Consider the following 13,265-nt stretch of genomic DNA (forward strand, 5'->3'; position numbering starts at 1 on the left):
TGATGACAATATTGGCGCTCATTCTACCTCTTTACGCAGCATCTGCCTATACCAAGTCGAAGCTGTACTTTGGCGCATAGTCGATAAGTGGCGAGTTTGTGCGCGATATATCAATGAAACCTGGCCGCTCGCGCCGGTATCAATCCATTGTGCACCGGCCGCCTGATAGCGGGCAACCACCCGTGGATGAGGCAGATTCCATTGGTTGCCTTTAGCCAGTGACGCAATCGCAATCTTCGGTTGTACCCGTTCAATGAAGCCGGAGCTGGAAGAAGTCTGGCTGCCGTGATGTGGTACGATCATCACATCACTCTTTACCACCGAAGGCTCGCGACTAAGTAACCACTCACCGACAGCCGTCACATCACCGGACAGCAGCAGCGAGTGACCAAATGTTTTATCTTCAATCCGAATCACACAGGAATGCAGATTGTCAGCCCGCGATACTTGCGCAGGAGGCCACAAGGCCGTCAACTCCAGCCCCTGCCAATGCCAGCGCTGCCCTTTCGTACAAGCCAGCCAGTCAGGATGCTGCTGACTGGCAATAATCCAGCCAGGCTGCAGACGCTCAATAACATCGGCCAGGCCTCCGGCGTGATCATTGTCAGTGTGGCTGATGATTACCCCATCGAGTTTCCTGGCCTGCCAGTAAACCAGCAGTGGCTCAATCAGGCTGCGCGCAAAACTGCCGCCGGGCCAGCTGCGTGCGGTGTCATACAGCAGATAATGTCCGTGGCGCTCTATCATTACCGCCAGGCCATGCCCCACATCGAGCACTTCAACCCGCCAGCCGTCCTTATGTGGTATCGACAACCAGTGAGTCGCAAACAGCGCACCGATAGCCAGCAGCAAGCGCCGACTGATCACTTCACGTATGGCCCACAACACTAAGCCGGTCAGCAGCAGTAAGCTGCTGGTTTGGCTGACAGAGACCCAACTCGGCCCAACCCAATCCAAAGCATGATCGAGCGGGATAAAACTGATACCCACCCAATCCCATATCCATACGCTGTCAGGCAGTATCTGACTCAGCAGTAACGCAATAAACAGTCCGGGCACAATCACCAGAGTAAACCAGGGAATAAACACCAGATTGTACAGGGCTGAGCTGAGACTGAATCCGGCGAAGAAAAACGCGGAAACCGGTAACATTAGCAACGTAAGGCTGAACTGACTATAGAGCAGTTTTTTCCACCAGGGACGCTGTGAAGCCGCATCGCACACGTGATAAAGCACAATACCAACCGCGAGAAACGATAACCAGAAGCTGCGACTGAGCGAAGAGAATGGCGCCAGCAGCAAAACCACAGCCAAAGTGAGCAGCAGACGCTGCGGGGCCGTAATAGTAACCCGGCTGAGCGTCAACGCTACGTTGAGCCAACACATGATAAGCGCACGTTGTGTGGGGATGGTAAAACCGGCCAGCCACGCGTACCCCAGAGCCAGACAAGCACCAAGTAGCATCGGGCTCCACAACAGATGGCGATGAATACGCATCAGCGTCAGGCCAAGCAGGTAACCGATGCCAAACGCCATACCGATATGCAGTCCGGAAATCGCCACCAGATGAATCAGGCCGCTGTCACGCAAAGAGAGCCACTGCTGGTCTGAAATCAGGTCACGCTCGCCAAATGTCAGTGCCAGCACCAGGCCCTTAGCCTGACTGTGCTCCATCCATTCCCGTACTTGCAGATAAAGCTCAGAGCGCCAACTGGCATTAGACACGATACGAAATGAGGATGCCCGTTGCACCGTTGCCCGGGCAACCCAACCCTGGCTCAAATAGAAAGATTCGAGGTCAAAACCGACCTGATTCAGGCGGCCGAACACAGGCTTTACCGTCACAGAAAATTCAAAATCATCGCCCGGATAAAGCAGCACGGGCGATATTAAGCGTATAGTTGGATATTGATACTCGGGCAGAGCTTGACCATTTATTGATCTGACTACCACACTTCCTTCATATCCGTAAGTAATTTGTTTAAAAAAGCTGTCAACTTCGCCTTTTATGGTAATATCTTGCCCTGCTTGAAAAATAGTGTTGGATTGAGATCTCACTAACTGTGCATGTGTTATGATAACCAGCACGGCGAACGCAATCCCTCCCACTCCTCTCAATCTGCCCGTCCATTGTGGCAGAGTAAGAGCAGCAAAGCACAATGCAAGGCATAAAAGTGCAACGCCCCATCCCGGCATCCACGGCCAGTAAGGCGCTGACAGTATGGTGAGCGAGAACGAAGCGAGCGTCCAGTAATTCGAAAAGAGAGTCATGTTCCCCGATGCCAAGAAAATACATTAAGCGGTTCATGCCTAACCCTGATGTCATCAGACGTCAAAAGGCATTAAAAGTTTTTGGCAATGTGCTGTATAACCCCAACCTGTGGTGTCTTAACCGACGCTCAGCGGCTGGTGCGTTTGCAGTTGGCCTGTTTATGGCGTTTGTGCCCCTTCCAAGCCAGATGATTATGTCCGCCGGACTTGCCATCGCCTGTGGCGTTAACCTGCCACTGTCTATCGCTCTGGTGTGGATCACAAACCCGATAACCATGCCGGTCATTTTTTATTTTGCGTATAAATTGGGGGCCTGGTTAATGAACGTACCACCCCAGCCGTTCCATTTTGAACTCAATTGGGACTTCATCATGCAACAGATGAGTACCATTGGACCTCCGTTTTTACTCGGCTGTGGTGTATGCGCTGTGGTGTCATCAATCATCGGCTACTTTGGTATCCGCGGTTTGTGGCGTTATTCTGTGGTGCGCAGCTGGCAAAAACGCCGCGTCACCAAACTGCCGCAAAATCTAACCTGATTTGCAGCTGGCTTGGCGTGATTTTGCCGGGGGTACGACCGAGCAGGCATTTTGCTCTGCAACGCTTGTTGAGAAAAACTTGCTGAACCAGACCTGTTAAGCGCGAACCGGTTAGGCAAATGGTATTCGCCATTACACAGTGAGCGGATATAACCAGCAGTCACTCCATTCAGCGCTGACTAACAGGCACAAAAAAAGGACCTTTCGGTCCTTTTTTGTGCCTGTTGACCCGTAAATAATTATTTACTGCTCAGTACACTGGCCGGATTGAGTTTGCTGGCCCGTTTCGCCGGATACCAGGTCGCAAGCAGACTGAGGACAATCGCCGTACCGGAAACCAGCAGCACATCGCCACTTTGTACCTGTGATGGCAGGAAATCGACGAAGTAAATGTCGCCGGACAGGAAGTGGTGACCAATCAGTGACTCCAGTCCTTTGATTAAAGTGGTCAGATTAAAGGCGACAAGTACCCCTAGGATACTGCCGACAATACTGCCCAGCACACCGGAAAAGACTCCCTGCCAGACAAAAATCCGTTTTACCAGGCCATCGGAAGCGCCCATGGTACGCAAAATCGCAATTTCTGCGGCCCGATCTTTGACCGCCATCATCAGCGTCGAAACAATATTGAAGCTCGCGACACCAATCACCAGCACCATGACCAGATACATGATGGTACGCACCATCTGAATATCGCGGTACAAGAAGCCGAATTTCTGTTGCCAGCTACGCAGATAGACATATTCGTTCAGGGTCTGACCGACATCGCGCACAATGCGGCTGGCATTGAGCACATCCGTAACTTTAATCGCCACTCCCGAGACAGCATCGCCAATCCGGGCATACTGCTGCGCATCTTGCAGCGGTAACAGAGCCAGACTGTGATCAATCTGACCATTGAGCGCCAACAAGCCACTGACCTGAACCCGCACCCGGCGCGGCGCCTGCACTCGGGCCGAGCCATCACTGGCGGGGATCATCAGAGTCAGATAATCACCGACACCGACACCAAGCTGATCGGCCACACCTTTACCGAGAATGACCTGCTGCTGTCCGGGAGCAAACTGCGCCCAGGCCTCATCAGTCACATACTCGGACAAACGAGACACCGCCCGCTCACGCTGCGGATCCACGCCGCGCACTTCGATCGCTTTAAGCTGAGTGCCTTTTTCCGCCAGCGCGGTAAATTTGACATAAGGCGCGGCGGCCACCACCTGCGGACTCTTGGTCGCCTGAGTCATCAGTGTCTGCCAGTCATTGATCGGGCCTTTCACGCCTTCAAATTCACCGTGCGGAATCACGGACAACACCCGGTTTTGCAGCTCACGTTCAAAGCCGTTCATCGCCGATAAGCCAATGATGATCACGGCAACACCGACTGCAATCCCAATCGTCGATGAGAGTGAGATAAACGACACCATCTTGTTACGCTGCTTGGCACGGCTAAAACGGCCACCGATAAACAGAGAGAGAGAACGAAACACTCACGCCCCCTCTGCATTGAGCAACAGACCATCTTGCATGTGCAACTGGCGATCCATTTTGGCCGCCAGCTCACCATCGTGAGTAACAACCAGAAATGCGGTGCCTGATTCGCGGTTCAGCTCGCGCATCAGATCGTAAATCGATAGCGCAGTTTTATGATCCAGATTACCGGTCGGCTCATCTGCCAGCACCAGGTCCGGCTTATTGACCAGCGCGCGCGCAATGGCAACACGCTGGCGTTCACCACCGGACAGCTCGGACGGGCGGTGCTCAAGACGATGTGACAAACCGACTCGGGCCAGCAGAGCTTCCGCTTCCTGTTTCGCGTGCGCCACTTTTTTACCACCGATCAGCAAAGGCATCGCGACATTTTCCAACGCAGTGAAATCAGCCAGCAGATGGTGAAACTGATAGACAAAACCCAGATGCTGGTTGCGAATTTTCGCCTGTTTGTTTGAACTCAGCGTACTAAGCTGCTGGTCAAGAAACTCGACCTGACCTTCGGACGCGTCATCCAGTGCGCCCAGAATGTGTAACAGGGTACTTTTACCCGAGCCGGATGAGCCGATAATCGACACCAGCTCGCCGCGCTTGAGTTCAAAACTGACCCCTTTCAGCACTTGCGTTGCCAGATCCCCTTCCTGATAGGTTTTGCAAACTTGGTGACAACGTAAAAGGTTATTCATAACGTAAAGCCTCGGCGGGTTTAACAGAAGATGCCCGGTAAGAAGGGAATAAGGTCGCCAGCAGGCTGAGACAGATCGCCAGCACCACCACGATACAGATTTGCAATGGATTAATCACCACCGGCAGTTCGCCTCCCATCGGGAACAGCGCAACCCCGGTCGATTCCATTACTGCGTTAAGATTTTTGGCCAGTAATACCCCAAGGGTACCGCCTACAATAGCGCCAATCACGCCGCTGCTGGCGCCCTGCACCATAAAGATGGTCAGCACCTGACGGTTCGTCATGCCCTGAGTTTTGAGAATCGCGACTTCAGACTGCTTTTCCATCACAACCATGATCAGTGCAGAAATGATGTTGAATGCGGCAACGCCAACGATAAGCCCCAGCATCAACCCCATCATGTTCTTTTCCATCCGTACCGCCTGGAACAGTTCACCTCGCTGATCACGCCAGTCGCTCCACTGCCAGCCCTCGGGTAAGGGTTGCTGGGCCAGATCGCCAACCACAAACGGGTCATCGAAGAACAAACGCCAACCGGAAACGGTGTGATCATCAAAGCGCAGCAATTTACCCGCGTCATGCAAATGTGCGATCATCAGCTGGGCATCCACATCGGAACCGGTATTAAAAATCCCGGCAACGGTGAAATTACGCTGGCTCGGAATGCGCCCAAGCGGTGTAAACTGACTGGCGCTGGTCACCATCAGGCGCACTTTATCGCCCACCGACACATCGAGGTTGCGTGCCAGCGTGTGACCGAGGAAAACCCGGTACTCACCTTCCTGCAACGCCGCCAGACGGCCTGCGATCAGGAAATCGCCAATCGGGTCGTCCTGGTCCGGTGCAATCCCGACCAGTAACCCGGCCGAGAGCTCAGACGCGCTCTGAATGACAGCTTCACTGCGTACCACAGGTTCGGGCTCGCGTTGCGTAGACAAGGTACGGATAAACTCAGGTGCCTGCTCAGTGAGCGCAGTTTTATCCTGCTGCTGCGAAATCACCGCCTGAGGCAGTACACCAAGAATACGGCTTTTCAACTGCGCTTCGAAGCCATTCATCACCGAAAGCACGGTCACTAAGGCCATCACGCCAATTGTAATACCGGCAGTGGACATGTAAGAAACGAATCGACTAAACCTGTCACCGGAGCGACCACGCAAATAACGCAGGCCGATAAAGGTCGAAATCGGATGAAACATAATTAAAACCAATCAAATAGGATGGCGCTACTGTAACGATAATCTGCGCAAGGTTGTAGTTTTTCTTTGCTAAATCTCTGTAAGAGCGCGCTTATTTCACACCAATAACAATGACATACCTTGATTAGTTGGACTGTATGACGATAATCAACACAGAGGTGAGAAGGAACCGACTATGACAGAACAAGAATATTTTACCGTACACCACGCACTGACAATCAATGTTGAGCCGTTAGCGGCTGACTATGACCTGCCTTCTCCCACCGATTTCGAAGCGGAAATTCCGGCACCTTTTGTTGTTGCCAGTGAATTCAGCCAGCTTGATCAACTCAGTGAAGCGGCGCGCCTGGAACTGAAAAACAGCGATTTCAAAAATGTCATCCAGTTACTGGAAACTCAGAACTCTAAACTCAATCTGTTGCTGAGTTTTATGCTGTCACAGCAGGATGACTCGCGCTTTCGTACTCATACTACCGGCTTTGGCGCCAGTCAGTTCACTTATAAGAGCCCTCAAGCCGTCAACCCGGGCCACTTGGTTCGTGCTAAGTTGTTTCTGGAATATCCGGCTGCCGCCATTTATTGTTATGGCCAGATAGTGACCTGCGAACCGGCTGACGACCACTTTATGGCAACGGTAAAATACACCCTGCTGCGCGACACGGACCAGGACCTGCTGATTAAAGCGGCCCTGCATCAACAACAGAAGCTGCTGCGTCAACGCTCCTTAGACCGAGAAAAATCATAACTGTTAACATGACTACACATACTCTTTTTTCTTTGCCGTCGGCCACTAGGGCGGGCGATAAAAAACACATTGGTAATCTGCACGGTGCCAGTCTGGCGCTGGCGATCGCGGAACTGGCCAACCAGCATCCGGGCCATACCCTGCTCGCAGTGCCTGATCCGCAAACAGCACTAAAACTGCAACAAGAAATCGAGCAATTCTGCCAGGCCGGTGTGGCGCTGTTCCCGGATTGGGAAACCCTGCCCTACGATAGTTTTTCTCCCCATCAGGAGATCATATCGGAGCGTATTTCTCGCCTGTACCAACTGCCGGGGCAAAGCTGTGGTATCACCATCGTTCCGGTCAGCACGTTATTGCAACGCCAGTCACCGCGTGATTTCCTGCTGCAACACACCCTGATGGTGAAACAGGGTGACCGTTTCTCGCTCGACAAACTGCGTGTGCAACTGGATAACTCCGGCTATCGCCATGTTGATCAGGTGTTCGGGCCGGGTGAATACGCCAGCCGCGGCTCAATCCTGGATCTGTTCCCGATGGGTAGCAGCGATCCATACCGGATCGACTTTTTCGATGACGAAATAGACACCATCCGCACCTTCGATCCGGAAAACCAGCGCTCGATCGAAGAGATCCGTGAGATTTGTCTGCTGCCGGCGCATGAGTTTCCATCCAACGAGCAGGCCATTGAAGAGTTTCGCACCCGCTGGCGCCAGCGTTTTGAGGCGCGCCGCGAACCCGAATCTGTCTACATGCAGGTATCGAAAGGCACCTGGCCGGCCGGTATCGAATACTGGCAGCCGCTGTTTTTCGAGCATACCGAAACCCTGTTCGATTACCTGCCCGAAGGCAGTCAGCTCATCACCGTCGGCGCGCTGGAACAGTCCGTGGATCACTTCCTCAACGATGTTGATTACCGCTACGATCAGCGCAAAATTGACCCACTGCGTCCGCTGTTACCGCCGCACGAACTGTGGCTGAAAAAAGACGAACTGTTTGCGCGCTTTAAAACCCTGCCGCAACTGACCGTTTCGGTTGATGTGGTGGAAGAGAAAGCGGGCCGGGTCAATCCGGATATCCGCCCGCTGCCGGATGTTGCCGTACAACATCAGCACAAAGAGCCGCTGGCTGCACTGCGTCAATTCAGTGAACAGTTTGCCGGCAAAATCATCTTCTCGGTTGAGTCGGAAGGTCGCCGCGAAGCTCTGCTGGAGCTGCTGCAACGTATCAAGCTACGCCCGATCAGCCAGCCTGATTTTGCCACGGCGTGCCATAGCGATGAAAAATTTGCCCTGATTCAGGGCTCGGCCGAACACGGCTTTATTTTCGGCGATCAGCAACTGGCGCTGATTTGCGAAAGCGACCTTCTCGGTGATCGCGTTGCCAAACGACGTAAAAAAGAGCGCAAAGCGACCAACAGCGATGCAGTCATCCGTAATCTGGCCGAACTTAAGCCTGGCCAGCCAGTGGTGCATATCGACCACGGTATCGGCCGTTACGTTGGTCTGCAGACACTGGAAGCGGGCGGCATGACCACCGAATACGTCACCCTCGAATATCAGAACGATGCCAAGTTGTATGTGCCGGTGTCATCGCTCAATCTCATCAGCCGCTACTCCGGCGGTGCAGAAGAAGGCTGCGCCGCTGCATAAACTGGGTGGCGAAGCCTGGGCTAAAGCGCGCCGTAAAGCGGCAGAGAAAGTACGCGATGTGGCCGCTGAACTGCTTGATGTCTACGCCAAACGCGAGCTCAAGCCAGGCTATAAATTCCAGCTTGACCGCGGCCAATACGCCACCTTCAAATCCGGCTTCCCGTTTGAAGAGACCGACGATCAGGCGATGGCGATCAACGCGGTGCTGTCAGATATGTGCCAACCAAAAGCGATGGATCGTCTGGTGTGTGGCGATGTCGGCTTTGGTAAAACCGAAGTGGCGATGCGCGCGGCTTTTGTCTCGACCGACAACAGCAAGCAGGTTGCGGTGTTAGTACCGACAACTCTGCTCGCCCAGCAACATTTTGAAAACTTCCGGGACCGCTTTGCGAACCTGCCCATCCGGGTTGAGGTGCTATCGCGTTTTAAATCGGCCAAAGAGCAGAAGCTCATTCTGCAGGATGTAGCCGATGGTAAAGTCGATATCCTGGTCGGTACCCATAAACTGCTCTCCAGCGAGATCAAATTTGCCGATTTGGGTTTGCTGATCGTGGATGAAGAACACCGGTTCGGCGTGCGCCAGAAGGAAAAAGTCAAAGCGATGCGCGCCGATGTCGATATTCTGACTCTGACCGCAACGCCGATCCCACGCACGCTGAATATGGCGATGAGCGGCATGCGCGATCTGTCTATCATTGCCACGCCGCCCGCGCGCCGCATGGCGATCAAGACCTTTGTCCGGGAAAGTGACGATAACGTCATCCGTGAAGCTGCACTGCGTGAAATCATGCGCGGCGGCCAGGTCTACTTCCTGCATAATCAGGTCGAGACGATTGAGAAAGTCGCCGCTGATCTGGAGAAGCTGATTCCGGAAGCGCGTATCACCATTGCCCACGGCCAGATGCGCGAGCGCGAGCTGGAACGGGTCATGAACGATTTTTACCACCAGCGCTTTAACTTGTTGGTGTGTACCACCATCATCGAGACCGGTATCGATGTTCCGACCGCCAACACCATCATCATGAATCGGGCGGATTCACTGGGCCTGGCGCAATTACACCAGTTGCGTGGACGGGTTGGCCGCTCGCATCACCAGGCGTACGCGTATCTGCTGACACCGCATCCGAAAGCGATGACCAAGGATGCGCAGAAACGCCTCGAAGCGATCGCCTCACTGGAAGATCTCGGTGCCGGTTTCACGCTCGCGACGCACGATTTGGAAATTCGTGGTGCCGGTGAACTGCTCGGCGATGAACAAAGCGGCCAGATTCAGTCGATCGGTTTCACGCTGTACATGGAAATGCTCGAACAAGCGGTTGAAGCGTTGAAGTCAGGCAAAGAGCCGTCGCTGGATGATTTGCTGCGTGAGCAAACCGAAGTGGAACTGCGCATCCCGGCCCTGCTGCCGGACGATTACATCCCGGACATCAACACGCGCCTGTCGATGTATAAACAGATCGCCAGCGTCGGCCACAGTGATGAACTGGCCGAGCTGAAAGTCGAGCTTATCGACCGTTTCGGTAAGTTACCTGATGCCGCAATGAATCTGCTCTCGGTTGCCGAATTGAAACTGGATGCAGCCACGCTGAAAATACGTAAAATTGAAGCACACGAGAAAGGCGGCTACATTGAGTTCTATCCGAATGCTGACATTAACCCGATGTTTTTGGTTAAACTATTGCAGTCTCAACCGAAACAATTTTCGATGGAAGGGCCGACCAAGTTCAAATTTGCCATACCTTTGGTCGATCGCCGAGAGCGAATTCAGTTCGTAGCAAATATGCTGGAAGAGTTTCAGCAAAATCTGCTACCAGCAGCTTAAACGTACCGGCGCAGCGCAAGCGCCGGACGCATAATGAACCAAGTGCGTTGCACTGAATGACGGAGTCATAATGAAAAAACTGATCCCACTACTGCTTTTGCTTGTCTCTATGCCAAGCTTGGCTCAACGACAGTTTGATATTGAAGTGATCATTTTCAAACGGGCAGTTGATGCAGAGAAAGTCAGTGAATCCTGGCCGGATGACCTGCCAGAAATTAGCATGAAACGTGCTGGCAGCTTTAACGACGCCAGTTATCGCCAGAGTAAAGGCGTGACCATGCTGCCTGCTTCGCAATATCAGCTTAATGATCAGGAACAGCGCCTGAAAAACCACGCCGGTTTTAAAGTGCTGATGCACACAGCATGGCGTCAGGGTGATGAAGGACGCTCCGCCGCACCGGTGTTTCATATCCGTGCTGGCCGCGACTATTCAGAACAGTTTCGCGCAGACGGCAGCCAGGCGGGACAAAGAAATGCGGCAATACCCGTTAATGATGTCATCGAACAGAGCGTCGCTAAACCTTTGTACGAACTCGATGGGACGCTGCAGATCTATGTTCAGCATTACTTGTACGCCGAAACCACTCTCGATCTGAAAGAGCCGAGTGTACGTGACGTTGTCATCAAAGACGCGCCGTTAAGCCTGGCACTAAACCCGCAAGACGAAGGCGCGACCGTGCAGTCCGGTAATCTGGAATCCGTCTCTCCGCAGGTAGAAACTGAGTCTTTCCTGAAAAGTTACCGCATGGACCAGAAGCGCCGCATGCGCAGCAGCGAAACCCACTATCTGGATCACCCACTGATGGGCATGATCATTCAGGTACGTAAAGTCGCCGACAGCCAGTAAAGATATCGGCATAAACGCCCCATGCGGGCGTTTATGTTATCGGCACAAAACTAGGTTATCACTATGAGCCCTGATTTTCAGATAGTCACCCAACACCTGCAACTGCGCTTAATCACACTCGATGAAACTGAGCAGTTAGCCAAGTGTGTGCGCCAGTCACCGTCGCTGCATCAGTGGGTAGACTGGTGCAGTGCTGACTTTTTCTGCTCAGGAAGCCGAGCGCTTTGTGCTGGCGACCCGCCTCAACTGGGTTAAGGCCGATTCTTACGGCTTTGGTATTTTCGACAAACGGCAGCAAACGTTGCTTGGCATGGTCGCCATTAACGAGTTCTATCACACCTTTAATATGGCCAGCCTTGGCTACTGGGTTGCTGACCATCATCAGCAACAAGGCGTCGGACGTGAGGCGCTGAACGCTCTGATTGAGTACTGCTTCAGTCACCTGAAACTGACCCGGCTGGAAATCGTCTGTGACCCGGACAATGTCCCCAGCCAGCGTCTGGCTATAGCCTGTGGTGCACAACAAGAGAGCCTGGCCCATAACCGCTACCTGTTTAACGGCCAGCCCAGAGATGGCATTGTGTTTGCCCTGATCCCCTGAAGCCGTCATTCTCTTTACTGCAACCAGAGTGAACCAAGAGCAGCTTACGACATAATAACCTATGAACTTAAGAATTTTGGATATAAAAAAAGCCCCTTCCGGGGCTTTTTACGTTTCAGCCATCAATGCAACTTCAGGTTTGGTCGCAGTACGCGGTTAATGCGTCCGACCAGCATCATCAGGCCGGTTTTAAACACACCGTGCAGCGCCATCTGGTGCATACGATACAGCGAGATATACACAACACGGGCAATGCGGCCTTCGACCATCATCGAACCTTTGGTCAGGTTACCCATCAGGCTGCCGACTGTGGAGAAACGGCTCAGAGAAACCAGAGAACCGTGGTCTTTGTACACGTACGCTTTCATTTCACGCCCGTTGAGCTTAGCCACGATGTTTTTGAACGCCTGAGACGCCATCTGATGCGCAGCCTGAGCACGAGGCGGAACGAATGAGCCGTTCGCCTGGGTGCACTGGGCCAAATCGCCGATAACAAAAATATTGTCATCACGTGTGGTCTGCAATGTGTCTTTCACCACCAGCTGATTAATGCGGTTGGTTTCCAGACCGGCGATATCTTTCATAAAATCCGGAGCTTTAATGCCTGCCGCCCACACCATGATTTGCGCCGAAATTTTCTCGCCATCTTTCGTCGTCAGGCCATCTTCGTCCGCCTGAGTAACCATAGTGGCAGTGCGCACGGTCACTCCAAGCTTAGTCAGCTCACTGTGAGCCGCAGCAGAAATACGTGGCGGCAGTGCAGGCAGGATACGTTCACCGGCTTCAATCAGGTTAACATTCAGCTTGCTGGAATCCAGATCGCCAAAGCCATAGGTACGCAACTCTTTCACCGCGTTGTGCAGCTCCGCCGACAATTCAACACCAGTCGCACCTGCGCCAACGATCGCGATATCGACGGTACCGTTACCGTTCTTCGCATGCAGCTTGAGGAACTCGTTGTTCATTTCGGTACGGAAACGGTGGGCTTGCTCAGGGCTGTCCAGGAAAATACAGTGTTGACGTACACCCGGCGTGTTGAAGTCGTTAGAAGTGGAACCGATCGCCATCACCAGCAGGTCATAGCTCAGTTTGCGGGTTGGCATCAGCAGTTCACCGTGCTCGTCGCGCAGTTCGCTTAACTGAATGGTTTTATTGTCCCGGTCAATGCCTTCCAGGCTACCCCATTGGAAATCAAAACAGTGGTTTTTAGCATGCGCACGGTAACTCAGTGCGTCCACGCCTTCATCAAGAGAACCCGTGGCTACTTCATGTAACAAAGGTTTCCACAGATGGCTTGAATTACGGTCTACCAGCGTGATTTCTGCGCGGTTTTTACGGCCAAGGGTACGTCCCAGCTTGGTTGCAAGCTCAAGACCACCCGCGCCACCGCCTACTACGATAATGCGTGTCACAACAACA

Annotated in this window: 8 protein-coding genes and 2 pseudogenes; 5 read left to right on the forward strand and 5 right to left on the reverse strand. The window is 53.1% G+C overall.

From position 1 onward, the window contains the following. Window positions 1–18: 18 nt before the first annotated feature. On the reverse strand, window positions 19–2,271 hold the full coding sequence (locus KNV97_RS12885) for a DNA internalization-related competence protein ComEC/Rec2 (RefSeq protein WP_218563290.1): 2,253 nt from the start codon (window positions 2,269–2,271) through the stop codon (window positions 19–21). Window positions 2,272–2,279: 8 nt separating this feature from the next. Here KNV97_RS12885 and KNV97_RS12890 point away from each other — a divergent pair, with 8 nt between their 5' ends. Then, window positions 2,280–2,810: a DUF2062 domain-containing protein gene (locus tag KNV97_RS12890; protein ID WP_136484221.1), complete on the forward strand. Its 531-nt coding sequence runs from the start codon at window positions 2,280–2,282 to the stop codon at window positions 2,808–2,810. 239 nt (window positions 2,811–3,049) lie between these two features. On the opposite strand, the gene lolE is transcribed toward KNV97_RS12890, so the two are convergent. From lolE to lolC, 3 genes are read right to left on the reverse strand one after another with little or no spacing between them, the layout of a single operon-like run. Continuing rightward, window positions 3,050–4,294, reverse strand: coding sequence for a lipoprotein-releasing ABC transporter permease subunit LolE (gene lolE, locus KNV97_RS12895; RefSeq protein WP_218563291.1), 1,245 nt, complete (start codon window positions 4,292–4,294; stop codon window positions 3,050–3,052). Further along, window positions 4,295–4,981, reverse strand: a complete 687-nt coding sequence (gene lolD, locus KNV97_RS12900; protein ID WP_136484223.1) for a lipoprotein-releasing ABC transporter ATP-binding protein LolD — start codon at window positions 4,979–4,981, stop codon at window positions 4,295–4,297. Then, complete coding sequence (lolC, locus tag KNV97_RS12905) at window positions 4,974–6,182, reverse strand: lipoprotein-releasing ABC transporter permease subunit LolC (protein ID WP_168796988.1); 1,209 nt, start codon at window positions 6,180–6,182, stop codon at window positions 4,974–4,976. Before lolC ends, lolD begins: the two co-directional genes overlap by 8 nt. A gap of 175 nt (window positions 6,183–6,357) precedes the next feature. Between lolC and KNV97_RS12910 the strand changes: the two genes are divergently transcribed. From KNV97_RS12910 to KNV97_RS12925, 4 genes and pseudogenes are all read left to right on the forward strand, one after another. Further along, window positions 6,358–6,927 (forward strand): PilZ domain-containing protein, encoded by a 570-nt coding sequence (locus KNV97_RS12910; RefSeq protein ID WP_136484225.1) that lies wholly within the window; start codon window positions 6,358–6,360, stop codon window positions 6,925–6,927. A gap of 8 nt (window positions 6,928–6,935) precedes the next feature. Continuing rightward, window positions 6,936–10,398, forward strand: a pseudogene (gene mfd, locus KNV97_RS12915) (transcription-repair coupling factor). Window positions 10,399–10,468: 70 nt separating this feature from the next. Next, window positions 10,469–11,245 (forward strand): peptidoglycan binding protein CsiV, encoded by a 777-nt coding sequence (locus tag KNV97_RS12920; RefSeq protein WP_218563292.1) that lies wholly within the window; start codon window positions 10,469–10,471, stop codon window positions 11,243–11,245. Between the two features lie 63 nt (window positions 11,246–11,308). After that, window positions 11,309–11,846 (forward strand): annotated as a pseudogene (locus tag KNV97_RS12925) (GNAT family N-acetyltransferase). Between the two features lie 122 nt (window positions 11,847–11,968). Here the strand turns inward: KNV97_RS12925 and KNV97_RS12930 are convergent. Beyond that, window positions 11,969–13,258: an NAD(P)/FAD-dependent oxidoreductase gene (locus KNV97_RS12930; protein WP_218563293.1), complete on the reverse strand. Its 1,290-nt coding sequence runs from the start codon at window positions 13,256–13,258 to the stop codon at window positions 11,969–11,971. Window positions 13,259–13,265 lie beyond the last annotated feature (7 nt).

The sequence above is a fragment of the Vibrio ostreae genome (genome assembly GCF_019226825.1).
GTDB lineage: Bacteria > Pseudomonadota > Gammaproteobacteria > Enterobacterales > Vibrionaceae > Vibrio > Vibrio ostreae.